The sequence below is a fragment of the Vibrio gelatinilyticus genome (genome assembly GCF_022836845.1).
In the GTDB taxonomy this organism is placed as follows: Bacteria; Pseudomonadota; Gammaproteobacteria; order Enterobacterales; family Vibrionaceae; genus Vibrio; species Vibrio gelatinilyticus.
This window is the reverse complement of the sequence record NZ_JAJNNZ010000020.1, coordinates 24,916-42,079: the sequence shown is the minus strand read 5'-3', so window position 1 is coordinate 42,079 and position 17,164 is coordinate 24,916. Positions and strand designations below refer to the sequence as shown.

The window sequence follows — 17,164 nt, the reverse complement described above, 5'->3', positions numbered from 1 at the left end:
ACTCACTGTATGTAATGTTGATTTTAACAGAAAAAAAATACTGTCACTTTGTTGTGACTCGCTTCGCAAACTGGAGAGTCTTTGCCCTTTTCGCAAAGTGAAAAGCATTTTAATGTGCCAAATTACCGCAGTATATGCCAAAAATCCTACCTTTATTTGTATGGGTAATTAAGTGTGTTGTTAGTGTGTTATCAATGCAAATCGTATGAGCCAATTACAGTGATAGGCCGACAAGCCTTAATTATTTATGGGGGGGGGTACGCTAGAAAATCTGATGAAACAGATGATAGGAGTAGGTGGCTTTAATTGTTAAACGGTATGCTAGCCATACTTTGTGTGCAGCCTCCTGACACTCGCGTAGGGCTCGGAATGAAAGACATTGTTTGTATAGCCAATTTGAAAATAATGAAGCCAGAGACAATGCTCTGGCTTTATGGAGTCAGGAGAGGTTAGCTTGTCAGTAGCTTTTGCAGTCGGTCTCGAAGCGCAAGAAGGTGGTCTCGCTCGAGACCTGTATCATGACAATGTTCGAGTATATATTCGATGGAGCTAATCACGGTGCGCCAGCGAGGCGTTTTAGGCAGCGTTTCAACTCGTAAGTATTTGTCGAGTGTTCGGGTTTGCAGTGTACTTCTGTCTAGATAGACGCGCCAGAGGCCACTTTGTTCGGCGAAAGCAAACTTACTTTGTCCAGTTACTTTTTCCCAATATTCGAGAGCACTTGTCATCGTTTCTACCAGCACCTCTCTTAATATTTCGGCTTTGGTTTTGTTATCGTCACAGGCTTTATCTGCAAGGTCGGTAAATTCACCACCAAGCTCTTTGAGTTCTTTGAGTTTTCCTTTGTCCCCTTCAATGGCATAACTTGACAATGCGTCTATCGCTGTTTCGAGATTCTTAACGCGAGCAGCATTTAGGGAGAGTCCCAATTCGAACACATAGATAGCAGTCAGACCTGTATCCTTAGGTAAGTTAAGAATGTCGGCATTGACGGAACGTTTTTGGTGATCACTGAAAATATGAACTTCACCGCAATAATGTGGCTGCTTTATATCTATATATTTGGGCGCTATCAACTCAGAGAGTTGCGAACGTTTCAACTGCTCGCTACTGCGTTTAAATAACTGAGCTGCTGCTTGGTTGGCAAACTGAATACGCCCACCTTCTCGTGTACAAAGAACTGCTTCTGGAGCACTGTCAAGCTGCTCTATTAGTCGCCCTTGGGTTTCAAGCAGGCTCGCTTCAACCAATGCTCTACGGGTTAGCTCAGCTTTGAGTTCGTTGTTCTCAGTACGACGCTGTTCAGCTTTGCTGGCTTGGAGATGAGCAGCAATACGCGCTGCAAGCTCCTGCTTGTTAAAGGGTTTTGATAGGTAATCATTCGCGCCCACCTCGAAGCCGCGTACGCGATCTTCTGTTTGATTGAGAGCCGTCAGCATAATGATAGGCAGTGCTGCGTGGTCAAATTCCTGACGCAGATTATCACAGACTTCATAACCGCTCATACCTGGCATCATGATGTCTAGCAGTAGCAGATCTGGCTTCTCTTTTTCAATAGCCGCGAGGGTATCGAGGCCACTTTTTAGGGTGATGACACGATAACCCTCTAAACGTAAGAAGCTCTCAAGGATCCTTAAGTTAACAGGCTCGTCATCGGCAACCATGAGTAGTGGGCCATCCGGGTTAGCGGGGAGTGTTTTTTGAACTAATTCAGCATGTTCGATGATCTCGGGTGCTTGGAAATGTGCATCCTGGTTGTGGCTGTGTATATTGTCGATTTCTTGCTGGGTAGCCAAAGGCAGAGTAAAGCTAAAGGTTGTTCCCACCATTGGTTGGCTACTCACATAGAGTGCACCACCCATAAGTTCTATTAGCTGTCGACTGATCGACAAACCGAGCCCTGCACCTTGTCGGTAGTGGTTTGAATCGTGACCAGCCTGCACCAAAGGTTCAAAAATATGATCGAGCTGTTCTGAGGGAATTCCTTGACCGGTATCGACGACTTGCATACGAATATGGTCATCCATTTCGGTGGCTGACAGAACGATTTTGCCTTCACTGGTGTATTTGATGGCATTGCCCACTAAGTTATATAGTACTTGCTCTAGGCGCTGTGGGTCTGCGGACACATAAGGCAGTGGTTCTATGACTTGGTTAATAATGCGTAGCTGTTTGTCGCCAAGTAAATGGTGTGAGAGTTCCAGCACCAATTGGGTGGCACTGCTTAGACTTATCGCACACGGTTCAATGTCCAAGCGGCCGTAGCGCATTTTATGGTAGTCGAGTAGATCGTCAACTAAGTTTGCCAATCGTTGACCGCTGTTAATTATGATATCCAACTGATATCGATGGTCGCTATGTAAAGGACCATTTGCTCCTGACATCATGGCTTCTGCTATACCAATCATGCCGTGCAATGGCGTTCTCAACTCGTGGGAAGTGGTTGCCAAAAACTCATCTTTGAGTTTGTTGGCAAGTTGAAGTTCTTCATTTTGTTGCCGAATCGTTTTTAGGCTTTGTTCGAGTTCCTGATTTTGACTCTTAATTAATTCAATTTTATCTTTGATCGAGTGTCGCATTCGCTCGAAACTAACTGCCAGTCTTCCTATCTCATCTTTTCGTTGAGTGTTGGTAATTGTAGGGTCCAGATCTCCCCCCGATGCCCGTTCCGCTGCCCAAGTTAGACGCAATAATGGTGAGGTAATGAAGTTAGAAAGGTAATGTGAAGCGATCACCACTAATACAATGGCAATCATCATGGTGGCGATAAATATTTTCTCAAGCTGCCGTACGCGGTAGAAGGCTTCCGATTCTGGAAGTTCGGCAACCAAAGCCCATGTGGCGTTGTTAACGTTAATAGGCACATAGGCTGCGATGTATTTTTCACCATCGGCATTAGTATAGGTACCAACACTTTTCTGGCCGCTTAGAGCAAGATCAATGGCTGACAAACTGCGAGTGACCAAGCTCGGCTCTGTACCCAGAGTTTTTGGGATGTGATTTTCACCTACCAATAACACATCCATATCGATAGCACTGCTATCAGACATTAATTTAGTAATGCCTTTATTTGGAAGGCGAAATAAGGCGTAGCTGTGCAGGTAACCTTGTTGAATAATAGGAGCGCCAAGCCATGCATACTGTCCGTCGTCATTTTTGGCAAAATCAGAGATGATAACTGGAGTATATTCTTCATTTTTCTTACGTTTTTGCTTAACTTCTTCTTGCAAATGTCGGAAAGTCTGGCCAAGAAGCTCGTCTTTGAAGCGCCCAGAAAGCAAATTACTGCCAAAGTAGTCGTGTTTGTATATTGAATACGTGACGTTACCTTTGAGATCAACCAGTAAGATATCGTCAAAGTCGGATCGCTTTAGGTGCTCAATGTAAGCCCAGTGATATCGCTTGTGCAACAAACGATAGCGTTCGCTACCTACGTAACTGCTCGAGTCGGGTAAAACTGAAGTCTTGACTTGATCACCTGAGCCCTGAATGTAACGCTGTTGAGCGTGGGATCTTGCTTGCTCGATGTTTTCACCCAAGCTTTGAAATGCGTTGACTAGGCCATAGAAACGACCGCCACTGGCATAGGCGAGTTCCGATCGAACAAAGCCCATAACCTCGGACTCTTGAGCCTGGAAGTAGTCTTTAACCTGTTGTTTTTTAGAGTCTCTTACCGATATTAGGTGTGAAGTGCTCTGTTCTTGTAAGTCTTGACTATGGGCCTGTAAAAAGAACAAGGCAATGATCGTTAACGGTGTAATACTCAATACCAGAAACGCCATCATTAGGGTGCTTTGCAGTCTTTTGAACTTTTGTTTTCGATACAGCTTGAGCATAGTTATGTCTTAAAGAAAGTTAGGCTCTGGGCCCTTAGAATTAGAAATAGAAATAGAAATAGATTTATAACTGATCTAATGTAATAACTTTTTTTACTTTGACAAGTAAGTTGCTCATAAAGCGTGTGCGTGGGCGCAATTTTTGCGATGGGGGGGAACGATGATGGAACCACGTTTCACCATCGCTAGACTTCCGCTATTTAGTTGCGTGGTATATAGCGAATTTCTTGTTTTTGCTGACCACGTTACAATGACCAAATTGAGCGTTTATGATCGGTGGGTACTTGAGGAAACTGTTAGCCACGATATAAAGTTGCCCTTTATTTGACAAGTAGCTTGGTGCTTTTTCAAGTAGGGTTTCAGTCGCTTGATAGCTTGTATCTAACCCGGAATGGAACGGCGGATTAGACACAATGTACTGGTATGAACCCGAAACATCAGAGTAAACATCAGACGCGAAAACCTTACCTAACACGTTATTTGCTTTTAGGGTTTGCTTACTTGACTCAATTGCAAATGCATTGATGTCGCACATTTCAAGTTCGATGTCAGGATTGGTCAGCGCCAGATACAGACCCACAATGCCCGCTCCACAGCCAAAATCTAAGACACGCCCATTGAGTGTTGGAATATTATTGAGTAGCAACTGAGTGCCGACATCAAACTCACCATGACTGAACACTCCCGGTAGACTTTTTACCGTCAAGGTGCGACCGGCAAACTCAACCGTGTAGCTTTTAAACCAATCCGCTAATACAAAGGCGTCAGGCTGGGTAGTACAGATCCCCCAATAGAATGAACATCGGCGAGCCGAGTCATACTTTTGAATGCGGCCGTATGGGGTGAACATTTTTTCGATACTTTTAACCCCAGAGCGATTTTCGCCGACTACGACGATTTCGGTGTTCTCTCCAAGATGAGACAAAACCATGGCAAGCAGCATAGCGGCCTCTTGCTTGGCTTTTGGCCAATAGAGTAAAACCATATCTGCAGCGATATCTTTTGGCAGTTCAGCTCCAAATAGTGCCGTCACCTTTGTACTTTGGTTAATACTACGGTAATAACTGTAATTGCTGGTAAAAATCGTCACACTGCGTGCGTGTTGGCTAAGCTCCGCAGGAAAAAGATCCTCGGCCTCACCGATGACGAGAACATTTTTGTCCTCAAAATAGGCAAGTTGTCGTTGAGCGATTTGGCTTGGGGCAATATATGCAGACATGATATGGAATTTTGCTGGTTAACAAGATAGAAAAGCGATTTTCTCACAAACCGCTCTCTACCTAAAGTAAAAGTCATCTCTAACTCGTTTAGCTGTTGTCTTGGCTATCAAGAAAGTCTTTAAATTCTTCTTCATACATATTAAACAGCACCATGGTAATCGCAAAAATCAGTGGGCCATAGATCAAGCCCATCAAACCAAATAGGTGAATACCACCTAACAATGAAAAGAAGATCATCAGAGTGTTCATTCCAGCGCTACCTTGCATGAGCAGCGGACGCAATACATTGTCAATAGAACCCACAACGGCAACACTCCATATGGCTAAAAATATTGCCCAAGGGGTATCACCACTTATCAGCAAGTAGACGGTTGCTGGGATCCAAATTAGTGCGGTACCGACCACGGGAATAAAGGAAGCGAACCCCATCATGGTTCCCCAAAACAAGCCAGGAAATCCGGCTAACCACATACCAAAACCACCTGCTACGCCTTGCGCTATCGCGGTTAAAAATGAGCCCATGACTGCCGATTTAGAGACATTTTCAATCTCCAATAACAGTCGGTCTTCTTGGCTGCGCGAGAGGGGAAGAATATGGCGCATTGCGGCAATAAGCTTATCGTGATCGCGAAGCAAGAAGAAAAGTACAAACAACATTAAGAAGAAGTTGATCAAAAAGTTGGTTGCATCACCAAGGATTTTGGCACTGATCGCCACTAAGTTACTGCCAAGCGACGTGGCGAACTGAGCCGCTTTTTGTGCAATATCTTGCGGATCAATCGCATCAAATGGCAAATAGTCGTTCACGAACGCCAAGCCGTTCGTTATCAAAGGGTGAGCAAACAAGGTCTGGATACCACCTTCGGTGACCCAGGAGTACAGGTTTTGTGAGAATACCGAGCCTTGCTGGACAATCGCGCTAAACACCAGAAGTAACGGCATCACAATGATAAACGTCAATATGATGCACGAGAGCAGAGATACTGTATTTTGGGCGTTGGGTAACCACTTTTCCAATCTTTCATGAATGGGGAACATCAGCAGTGAGATAATGAATGCCATGACAATTGAATTTATGTATGGCTCAACTAGAAGGTAGCAGGCATAACCGGCGAACAGTAGCGCTGCGACTAACACCCAATGACTGGCAGTGACTTTCATTTTGGTATTCAATTGAAACCCTTCTTGTGCGTTAAATTAGATTAGTTTGGTGACACAAATGACAGTAACACCAATCAGTTACTCTTCCGTTGTACAGAACATATCATGACCCGAAAGTGGTGGCTTATCAATGACTATAGTCTAGAGCAACAGAGGAGGAAGCTGTGAGAATAACAGATAGAAAGATCAAAAAAGGCAGCGTGCGCTGCCTTTAAAAATCAATGTGGTTAGACGTTAGGCTTCTTGGGCCAGCATCGCAAAACAGCGATCAGCAGCTTCGAGTGTTGCTTCAATTTCTTTTGGACCATGAGAAAGAGACGTAAAGCTTGCTTCGTATGCTGATGGTGCCAAATAAACGCCATGCTCAAGCATTAAGTGGAAGAATCGCTTGAATCGATCAACGTCGCACTTTGTGACATCTTCGTAGCAGGTGATACTTTCTTGGTCGGTGAAGAAGAAGCCAAACATGCCGCCGACTTGATTCACTAGTAGTGGAATATTGTGCTTGTCAGCCAACTCTTTGAAGCCATCAGCAAGTTGTTTAGTCGTTTGAGCCAAACGTTTTTCATTGCCATCTTGCTTTAAGACAGAAAGACAAGCGTAGCCGGCAGCCATTGCGATCGGATTACCAGAAAGGGTACCTGCTTGGTAAACCGGCCCCGTAGGAGCTACGTATTGCATTACATCTTTACGACCACCAAAGGCACCAACAGGCATACCACCGCCAATGACTTTTCCAAGAGTCGTCAGATCTGGTTTAATGTTGTAATACGCTTGCGCACCGCCTTGTGCGACACGAAAGCCAGTCATTACTTCATCAAAAATCAATAACGCACCTTCTTCATCACAGATTTGACGAAGACCCTCATGAAAGCCTTCTACTGGTGGGATGCAGTTCATGTTGCCTGCGACAGGCTCAACAATGATGCAGGCAATTTCGCCCTTGTTTGCAGCGAACAGCTCTTTGACTGATTCAAGATCATTAAAGCGTGCTGTGAGAGTATGTTTCGCAAAGTCAGCAGGAACACCTGGAGAGCTAGGTTGACCTAGAGTCAGAGCACCAGAACCAGCTTTAACTAATAGGCTATCCGCGTGACCATGGTAACAGCCTTCAAATTTAAGGATTTTGTCACGATTAGTGAAACCACGTGCAAGTCGAATGGCACTCATGGTGGCTTCAGTACCAGAGCTCACCATACGCAGTTGTTCCATAGAAGGAACAAGCTCAGAAACAAGCTCTGCCATGTTGATTTCCATTTCGGTAGGTGCACCAAAACTAAGACCGCGTTGTGCTGCTTTGATCACAGCATCGCGAATAACGACATGGTTGTGGCCGAGAATCATCGGACCCCATGAACCTACATAGTCGATGTATGCTTTGTCGTCAGCATCAAAAATCAGCGGACCATCTGCGCGTTCGATGAAGATGGGTGAGCCACCTACACCATTAAATGCACGGACAGGTGAATTAACACCACCAGGGATGGTCTGTTGAGCTTTTTGATACAAGTCTGCTGATTTGGTCATGGAAATATCCTCTTTTCGTTGTTCGACCAATTGACAGGCATTGTACATGGACTCTTCAATTGGAGAAGTGTTTTGAGCACATTTTCTAGAATCGGTAGAACCAAAACGCAGAAAATGACATCTCTATTCGTCTAATACTTGAACGCAACACTCAGGTATTAGATAATCCCCGGACAATGAGTAAATTAAGTAGGCCAAAGTGAAAATTGGCTATGTATATTAAGTCGGCTCGACAAGTCTGTTGAGGCCGTTGCTGATATGCAATAGGTGAGTGAGGTTTCTTGTGAGTGATGTAGCTATTCCACTTTCTTTTTCTGATGCAGCGGCGCAGCGCGTTAATGTATTGATTTCAGAAGAAGAAAATCCAAACCTAAAACTGCGCGTGTATATTACAGGTGGCGGTTGCAGTGGTTTTCAGTATGGGTTCACTTTTGACGAGAACGTCAATGAAGGTGACACGACGATAGAAAAAGAGGGCGTCACTTTAGTGGTAGACCCCATGAGCTTACAATATCTGGTCGGCGGTACTGTCGACTATACCGAAGGACTGGAAGGAGCCCGATTCTTCATTGATAACCCCAATGCAACGACAACGTGCGGTTGTGGAGCTTCATTTAGCGTGTAATTCATTAAAAAAGAGACGGTTAACGTCTCTTTTTTTTCTTTAATAGAACCAAAATCAAATAGAATACGTACAGTAAAGGTGTAGAATTTATCAGCAAAGAAAAATGGACGCTTTGCAATAGGATAATTGGCTTAGTCCATAAATTGCTTTGGCTAGCGATATAGAACTATAAATTAAGAAGGATCTTACATGTCTGTCACCTCATCGAGGGGCTTTTTTTCGAAACGCCCGTGGCTCGTGTCCACAATTCTGTTACTCCTTTTAGGTATCTGGTTAGGGCTTGGCGTTTTAAAAGCAGAAGAACCATCCACACAATCTGATGAACCACAAGTCCCTTTGGCTCGCGTTGTCTACCAAAGCTTCATCGCTGAAAATGTAGATAAAAAAATTGAATTGTACGGCCGCACCGCCCCCGATAAGACGGCAAAACTCGGCGCTGAAATTGCCGGAAAAATTGTCCGATTGGAAGTTCGTAAAGGTGATGAGGTTAAGAAAGGGCAAGCCATTGCGCAAATTGACAAAGGCGATTTGTTAATCCAAATTGAACGTGCCAAAGCGATGCTCAATGTACGTCAGCAAGAGTTTAATGCTTCAAACTCATTAAAAAGTAAAGGGCTACAAGGCGAAGTCGCTTACGCAACGGCCTCGGCAAACCTAACAGAAGCGAAAGCCATGGTCAGCGCGGCAAAGTTGGCATTGAGAAATACCAGTGTAAAGGCGCCGTTTAATGGCATTGTCGATCACTTGTTCATTGAAGTGGGTGATTTTGTTGGGGTGGGGGATCCTGTTGCTACCGTGATCGATCTTCAGAAATTGGTGATTGAAGCTGATGTGAGTGAAAGACACATTCAGCAGTTGACTCAGAATCAAGCCTCTAAAGTGCGTTTTATTAATGACGAACAGGTAACGGGCAAACTTCGCTACATTTCGAGAGTGTCTTCAATTGCTACGAACACCTTTGCGATCGAAATTGAGATCCCTAACCCTAATAAACGCATCCCTGCCGGTGTGAGTGCCGAAGTCGAGTTGAGCTTAGAGAAAAAGGCGGCAATTAAAATTACCCCAGCAATGCTCGCTCTTGATGAAAGCGGAAACTTAGGCGTTAAGATACTGCGCGACCAGCAAGTGGTGTTCGTGCCGATTCAAATCGTGAAAGCGGAGCAAGACGGAGTTTGGTTGACAGGACTGGGCGATAAAGTCGATATCATCGTTTTAGGTCAAGGTTTTGTTCGTGATGGTGATCGTGTTGAAGCAATCAGTGTCGAAGATGCGAACAAGATTGCCGATGACAACACATCCAGTTAGGGAGCACCGTTATGTTTTCTATTATTGATGCTGCATTGTCTCGTTCAAGAACAATGATCTCTTTATTGCTTTTGATCTTAATCGCGGGTGTTGTGACATACAATACCATCCCAAAAGAATCTAGCCCGGACATCACTATTCCGGTTATTTATGTGTCGGTTGGTCACCAGGGCATATCACCGACAGATTCCGAGCGACTTTTGGTGCGCCCTTTAGAGAAAGAGCTACGCTCAATTGAAGGTGTAAAAGAAATGTCGGCGACAGCATCTGAAGGTCATGCTTCAGTGGTGCTCGAATTTAATGTTGGTGTTGACTTAACAAAAGCAATGGCCGATGTACGTGATGCGGTCGACTTGGCGAAGCCAAAACTTCCAGAAGACAGTGATGAACCTACCGTCAATGAAGTTACTTTCGCTTCCCAGCAGCCAGTTCTTTCGGTGGTGCTCTATGGTACAGTCCCTGAGCGGACTATTGTACAAGTAGCTCGTCAACTTCGCGATAAACTGGAAGGTTTTCGTCAGGTTCTTGAGGTTGATATCGCTGGTGACAGGGAAGACATAGTCGAGATTATTGTTGATCCACTTCTCATGGAAAGTTATGGCCTCGATCAGGCTGATATTTATAACCTTATTGCACTGAATAACCGCGTGGTTGCCGCTGGTTTTGTGGATACCGGTTACGGTCGCTTTTCAGTTAAGGTCCCATCTGTATTTGACTCTTTAAAAGACGTTCTGGAGTTGCCTGTCAAGGTGGATGGCAAGCAGGTGATTACTTTTGGTGATGTTGCCACGGTGCGTCGCGCGTTTCGTGATCCTGAAAGTTTTGCTCGTCTCGATGGTGAATCGGCCGTTGTTCTCGATGTGAAAAAGCGCGCTGGAGAGAACATCATTGACACAGTCGATCTGGTTAAAGAGGTTATGCGACAGGCGCAGATGCGACAGGAATGGCCCAATAATTTACAGATCAAGTTTACCAAAGATGAATCCAAGGATGTGAAGATCATGCTCAATGATCTGCAAAACAACATCCTGTCCGCGATTATTTTGGTGGTCATTGTGATTATTGCCATATTGGGGACTCGCACCGCATTGTTGGTCGGTGTCTCAATACCGGGTTCATTTTTAACAGGGCTACTGGTGCTGTCTATCTTTGGCTTAACCGTCAATATCGTCGTGCTATTTTCGTTAATCATGGCTGTGGGGATGCTGGTGGATGGTGCCATCGTTGTCACGGAGTTTGCTGATAGAAGAATGCAAGAAGGCACACCAAGAAAAGAGGCCTACCGTGATGCTGCGAAGCGTATGGCGTGGCCGATTACTGCTTCTACAGCAACCACTCTGGCAGCCTTTGCTCCATTATTGTTTTGGCCGGATATTACCGGTGAGTTTATGAAATACCTACCTTTGACGCTGATTGCAACGTTGGCAGCGTCATTAGTTATGGCGCTGTTATTTGTGCCAGTGCTCGGTGGGTTGATTGGTAAGCCCCAATACGTTTCAGAGCGACAACAGAAAAAAATGGTGGCTTTGCATGACGGTGACTTTGACAAAGCGACTGGCATTACCAAACTCTATTACTTAACCTTGGATATCGCTCTTAGGCATCCGCTGAAAATCTTGATGAGCGCCATCTTACTCGCTTTTGCGGTTGGTTTTGCTTACAACAAAGCGGGTCTTGGCGCTGAGTTCTTCCCAGAAGTCGACCCTCCTTATTTCAATGTGAAAGTTCGCTCACACGGCGATTTATCTATACAAGAAAAAGACGAAGTGATGCGCGTCGTTGAACGTGTGATGCTAGGTCATGATGAATTTGAACATGTCTATACCAAGACAGGCGGTAAAGATGAGATAGGGCAGATCCAGATTACCCCTGTAGATTGGCAACAGCGTCGCCGAGTTAAAGCGATCATCGAAGATCTCAAATTGGTGACGGACAAGTTTGCTGGTGTTGAGATTGAATATAAATTTCCTGACGCGGGTCCTCCGGTTGAAAATGATCTAGTGATTGAGCTGTCGGCTCGTATTCCAGATGGCTTAAATGATGGGGCAAAAATAGTGCGTCAGTGGGCGGATAATAATCCAGCGTTCACCAATATCAGTGATACTTCCAGTAAACCGGGTATTGATTGGCAGATCGATATCAAGCGTGACGATGCATCTCGCTTTGCAGCCGATGCAACCCTAGTCGGTAATACGGTTCAATTTTTAACCAATGGTCTAAAGATCGGCGACTACTTGCCAGACGATTCGACTGAAGAAGTGGATATCTTGGTACGCTTTCCGGAGGAAAAACGCGATATTGGACGGTTTGATGAATTGAGAGTTAAGACTGCAGCAGGACTGGTGCCGATCACTAACTTCGCTGAAATCCAGCCGAAACACAAACAAGATACGATTGAGCGAATGGATGGGGTAAGGATTATCAGCATTAAGGCTGATATGGCGGAAGGCTATAACTTGGCTCTGGAGCTGCCGAATATTCAAAGTGCACTGGCGAAGCTAAATTTGCCTCGTGGTGTGGAATTTAAGATACGTGGTCAAAACGAAGAACAAAAGAACTCGTCGGCATTTTTGCAATCCGCTTTTATGGTGGCATTAGCAGTAATGGCGTTGATTTTAATTACTCAGTTTAATAGTTTTTATCAGGCGTTCCTGATTTTGAGTGCGGTATTGTTTTCTACTGTGGGGGTATTTGCTGGCTTGCTCATTTTCCAAAGACCATTTGGTATCATCATGTCAGGGATTGGCGTCATTGCATTAGCGGGAATCGTCGTGAACAACAATATTGTGTTGATTGATACTTACAACCAGCTGATAAAGCGCGGGCTGGCGAAAAGAGAAGCCATTTTGAGAACCGGTGTTCAGCGTTTGCGTCCTGTATTGCTCACGACCGTTACCACCATCCTCGGTCTCATGCCAATGGTGTTAGAGATGAACATCGACTTAATCAATCAAAAGATCGAGTTTGGAGCACCAAGTACTCAATGGTGGTCTCAATTGGCAACAGCGGTTGCGGGGGGCTTGGCCTTTGCAACGGTATTGACTTTGGTGCTGACGCCATGCCTCCTAATGCTTGGTCGTGGCGGTGATAGTAAGCCAATGTTATTGTTTCGCTGGCGACGAAAATCAACGAGCGATATCACCGTGAAAGCGGCATAAGGAACACGAAAGCCCCTCTTATGAGGGGCTTTTATTTCCGGTTGTAACATGCTTTCAGCAAAGCGCTCGCATGTGAGCGGGTGCGATTATTGGCTGGCGAACAACAGTTGGCTGTAGCGCTCTAGCTTTTGCAGTCGAATCTCTGAATTAGCAATAAAAGTCTGTTTTTGTTTACCTTTGAGTGATTTTGATTGTGGCAGTTTTACCGTGCGCGCGTTTTTATGCACGCCATTCACCAAAAATTCATAGTGCAAATGGGGGCCAGTGACGCGTCCCGTGCCTCCTAAGGTACCAATCGTCTGACCTTGCTTGACTCTTTGACCTGTTTTGACTTTGCGCTTCTTCAAGTGGAGGTACTTAGTGATGTATGTGTTGCTGTGGCGAATAAACACATAGTTACCGTTGTATTGATTGTAGCCTGCCTTTTGAACGATACCATCACCGGCTGCCCAGATAGGGGTACCAACAGGGGCTGCGTAATCGGTGCCTCGGTGAGCACGAACCTTACCTGTCACAGGATGACGTCGATTAGGATTGAAGTTTGAGGTTACGCGACGAAAATCGACCGGAGAGCGAAGGAAGGCTTTTTTCATCGCGCGTCCGTTCTCGTCATAGTAATTACCCGTCTTATCATCCAGCACTGCGGTAAATTGTTCACCTTGGTTGCTAAAAATGGCTGCTAAAATCTTACCACGGCCAATGATTTCACCTTCCACTACTTTTTCCTGATAGAGCATCTTAAAAGAATCGCCAGAACGAATATCGAGAGCAAAATCGATATCCCAGCCAAAAATGCCAGCGAGCTCCATGATTTGGTTAGCCGTTAGCCCAGCGGAAACACCAGAATTCCAGAAGTTAGATGTGATGGTGGCTTCTGCATAGTTGTATTGATAATTAACTTCTTTCTTATCCAGCTTAGAGGAGAACTTGTCGCCTGAACGCGTGATCATAAAGGTTTCGAAGGCGTTGATTTGTCGTTTTAGTTGAATTAAATCGTTGTCTTCGTTAAAGCCAAAAGTCAGTTTATCACCAGGGCGCATTCTGGAGAGCTGTTTTTTGATATCGCCGTTGGTAGAAACAAGCTGATGTAATAATCGAGCGGATAAACCAATGCGTTGAAATAATACAGCTGCACTTTCGCCAGAGCGCACCGTATGCTCTTCCCACCGAAGTACCGCGGTCGGCGAAATATTGTGGGTCGGCGACAACGCATTGACGTTCATGGATAAAGAATAGTGTTTGCCGACTTCTAATCGGTCATTGTCTTCTCTTAGCTCTTCAGCGTCGGGAAGAAACAGAGCGATGACGATTAGCGCTGTAAATAGTGAGATTAAAGCGCGATGAAGCCATGGAAGACGAGTAAAAACAGACAACATATTGGTTCGATCATTAATTATTTGAAAAATTCGACGGTCAATTAGTCTAACTGCTTTCACAAAACATCGCTATTCAAGTAAGATGTCGAATCATTATATTTTGCCAAATCTGTGGGAGTGAACAAGAATGGCGAACCTTGAAGCAGCATTGGCTGAAATTAAACGTGGTGTTGACGATCTAATACCAGAAGAAGAGCTTGTTGCAAAGCTTAAAGAAAACCGACCTCTGCGTATAAAGCTAGGCGCCGATCCAACGGCACCTGATATCCATCTTGGTCATACGGTGATTTTTAACAAATTACGTCAGTTTCAAGAGTTAGGGCATGATGTTACTTTCTTGATTGGTGACTTTACAGCGATGGTCGGTGATCCAACGGGTAAGAATGCCACTCGTCCACCTTTGACACGCGAAGATGTACTTCGTAATGCTGAAACTTACAAAGAGCAAGTGTTCAAGATCCTTGATCCTGCGAAGACAAAGATTGCGTTTAACTCTGAATGGCTCTCTGAATTGGGTGCTGAAGGGATGTTGCGCTTGGCCGCGAATCAAACTGTTGCTCGTATGTTAGAACGTGATGACTTTAAGAAGCGTTACAGTAACGGTCAGCCTATTGCCATTCATGAATTCATGTACCCACTGCTGCAAGGCTATGATTCGGTGGCAATGGAAACGGACGTGGAGCTAGGTGGCACTGACCAGAAGTTCAACTTGTTGATGGGTCGTGAATTGCAAAAAGCAAATGGCCAGAAACCACAAGCTGTTATTATGATGCCACTGCTTGTTGGTCTAGATGGACAAAAGAAAATGTCCAAGTCAGCAAATAACTACATCGGTATCAGTGAGGCACCGAGTGAGATGTTTGGTAAGATCATGTCTATCTCTGATGATTTGATGTGGAACTACTATGAACTGCTTTCTTTCCGTCCATTAGAAGAAATTGCTCAGTTCAAAGCCGATATCGAAGCGGGTAAAAATCCACGTGACGTTAAGATCCTACTAGCAAAAGAGATCATTGCACGCTTCCACTCAGAAGCGGATGCTGATGCGGCAGAGCAAGAGTTTATCAATCGTTTCCAAAAAGGTGCGATTCCAGATGAAATGCCAGAGTTTGAATTTGATGCAGGTATTGCGATTGGTAACTTGCTAAAAGAAGCTGCCTTGGTCAATTCAACTTCAGATGCGATGCGTATGATTCGTCAAGGTGCTGCGAAAGTGGATGGCGCAAAAATTGAAGATACCAAGCTTATCCCGGAAGCGGGAACTGCGGTATATCAAGTGGGTAAACGCAAGTTTGCACGTATTACGCTAAAGTAAAAACCATACCCTGATGTCTAAAAAACCGCCTTTCGGCGGTTTTTTATTATCTCATTAGGTTAGACGCTGCAGGCTATGCGGTTTCAGCCTTGCCTTGCGGTTGCTCTTCATCGTTAGCAAGGTCGATATCACCTTTACCTTTTGATTTCTTGATAACGTAAGTCGTTATCGCTAGAGCACCTGAAACCCCAAGAATAGTAGACAGTACCATCGGTAATCCGAAGCCTAATGTACTGTTGTTAAGAATGAAAGTAATAACAACTGTCGTCATGAAGATGGCTGGAACCGTAGTAACCCAGTGCATCTTGTTGTGGCGAAGAAGATATGCTGAAGCGGTCCAAAGCATCATTACTGCTGTTGTTTGGTTAGCAAAACCGAAGTAGCGCCAGATAATACCGAAGTCGACCTGAGTCAAGATGCCACCGATAACAAATAGTGGTAGTGCCATCATCAAACGGTTACGTAGTGATTTTTGTTCCATGTTGAAGTATTCAGCTAAAATCAAGCGGCTTGAGCGGAACGCAGTATCCCCAGAAGTGATAGGCAGGATCACCACACCTAGGAAAGCTAGGATACCACCGAATACGCCAAGTAAGCCAAATGATGCGCTATAGACTACGTTACCAGGGCCGCCATTTGACACTGCGTCTGCCAGTGAATCAACAGAGCCAAAGAAAGATAGAGCCAAAGCACACCAGATAAGAGCGATTACACCTTCGCCGATCATCGCACCGTAGAATACAAAGCGGCCGTTCTTTTCGTTTTCCATACAACGTGCCATCAAAGGCGATTGAGTTGCGTGGAAGCCAGAAATAGCACCACAAGCAATAGTGATAAACAGAGCTGGCCATAATGGTAAATCGTTCGGGTTCATGTTGCTAAACATGTCGCTGATTTCGAAGTTACCCATTACAGTGTGTTCACTCGACATTGCAACAGCAGTCATTAGTCCAACTGACATGAAAATCAACAGAGCACCGAACAGTGGGTAGAAGCGACCGATGATTTTGTCGACCGGGACGATCGTCGCGATGATGTAATAGGCAAAGATAATCACAACCATTGTCGTCATGCTCATTGCCATATCAAATTGGTCATTCACTAGGTTCGTGATCATTCCTGCTGGTGCAGAAACGAACACAACACCAACAAGCAACAGAAGGACAATGGCAAAGATGTTCATAAAATGTTTTGCGCCATTTCCTAAGTATCGACCGGTGATAGTTGGAACCGAGGCACCGCCATTACGAACCGATAGCATACCCGAGAAGTAATCGTGTACAGCACCGGCAAAGATACAACCCACAACAATCCATAGCATTGCGGCAGGGCCATATAAGGCACCCATTATAGGACCAAAAATAGGACCTACACCGGCAATGTTTAACAGTTGTACCAAATAGACTTTCTTGGTGGACATAGGAACGTAGTCAACGCCGTCTTGTTTGGTAATTGCTGGGGTTTTGCGTTGAGTGTTTATACCAAAGACTTTTTCAATAAAAGCCCCGTAAATAAAGTAGCCGCCTAATAGGGCAGCGACACATGTTAAGAACCACATCATAGCTGGTTATCTCCGATTGATGATTGTTTTAATTTGTTGTTACCAATTATACGAAGGGTCTATTTGTACTTCGTGCACTT

Annotated in this window: 10 protein-coding genes; 4 read left to right on the top strand and 6 right to left on the bottom strand. The window is 44.8% G+C overall.

What is annotated here, in order from left to right; translation table 11 throughout:
• Positions 1–449: 449 nt before the first annotated feature.
• From LNL84_RS17890 to hemL, 4 genes are all read right to left on the bottom strand, one after another.
• The gene (locus LNL84_RS17890) at positions 450–3,836 is read right to left on the bottom strand and encodes a response regulator (RefSeq protein ID WP_244359075.1); all 3,387 of its coding nucleotides are present in this window, start codon (positions 3,834–3,836) and stop codon (positions 450–452) included.
• A 196-nt stretch (positions 3,837–4,032) separates the two neighbouring features.
• Complete coding sequence (gene rsmC / locus LNL84_RS17885; protein ID WP_244359074.1) at positions 4,033–5,055, bottom strand: 16S rRNA (guanine(1207)-N(2))-methyltransferase RsmC; 1,023 nt, start codon at positions 5,053–5,055, stop codon at positions 4,033–4,035.
• An 88-nt stretch (positions 5,056–5,143) separates the two neighbouring features.
• Positions 5,144–6,217, bottom strand: coding sequence for an AI-2E family transporter (locus LNL84_RS17880; protein WP_425244333.1), 1,074 nt, complete (start codon positions 6,215–6,217; stop codon positions 5,144–5,146).
• A gap of 234 nt (positions 6,218–6,451) precedes the next feature.
• Positions 6,452–7,744, bottom strand: a complete 1,293-nt coding sequence (hemL, locus tag LNL84_RS17875) for a glutamate-1-semialdehyde 2,1-aminomutase (protein ID WP_244359072.1) — start codon at positions 7,742–7,744, stop codon at positions 6,452–6,454.
• Between the two features lie 283 nt (positions 7,745–8,027).
• Between hemL and erpA the strand changes: the two genes are divergently transcribed.
• The 3 genes from erpA (at position 8,028) to LNL84_RS17860 (ending at position 12,832) form a co-directional block, all read left to right on the top strand.
• Positions 8,028–8,369 carry an iron-sulfur cluster insertion protein ErpA gene (gene erpA, locus LNL84_RS17870; protein WP_244359071.1) on the top strand — a complete coding sequence of 114 codons (342 nt, stop codon included), beginning with the start codon at positions 8,028–8,030 and terminating at the stop codon, positions 8,367–8,369.
• Between the two features lie 189 nt (positions 8,370–8,558).
• Positions 8,559–9,674 carry an efflux RND transporter periplasmic adaptor subunit gene (locus LNL84_RS17865; protein WP_244359070.1) on the top strand — a complete coding sequence of 372 codons (1,116 nt, stop codon included), beginning with the start codon at positions 8,559–8,561 and terminating at the stop codon, positions 9,672–9,674.
• A gap of 11 nt (positions 9,675–9,685) precedes the next feature.
• Positions 9,686–12,832: an efflux RND transporter permease subunit gene (locus tag LNL84_RS17860; protein ID WP_244359069.1), complete on the top strand. Its 3,147-nt coding sequence runs from the start codon at positions 9,686–9,688 to the stop codon at positions 12,830–12,832.
• An 86-nt stretch (positions 12,833–12,918) separates the two neighbouring features.
• On the opposite strand, the gene LNL84_RS17855 is transcribed toward LNL84_RS17860, so the two are convergent.
• Positions 12,919–14,208 (bottom strand): peptidoglycan DD-endopeptidase ShyC, encoded by a 1,290-nt coding sequence (locus LNL84_RS17855; RefSeq protein WP_244359068.1) that lies wholly within the window; start codon positions 14,206–14,208, stop codon positions 12,919–12,921.
• 127 nt (positions 14,209–14,335) lie between these two features.
• Here LNL84_RS17855 and tyrS point away from each other — a divergent pair, with 127 nt between their 5' ends.
• Positions 14,336–15,523, top strand: a complete 1,188-nt coding sequence (tyrS, locus tag LNL84_RS17850) for a tyrosine--tRNA ligase (protein WP_244359067.1) — start codon at positions 14,336–14,338, stop codon at positions 15,521–15,523.
• A 73-nt stretch (positions 15,524–15,596) separates the two neighbouring features.
• Here the strand turns inward: tyrS and LNL84_RS17845 are convergent, their stop codons facing one another.
• Positions 15,597–17,084, bottom strand: coding sequence for a carbon starvation CstA family protein (locus LNL84_RS17845; protein ID WP_244359066.1), 1,488 nt, complete (start codon positions 17,082–17,084; stop codon positions 15,597–15,599).
• Positions 17,085–17,164: the final 80 nt, after the last annotated feature.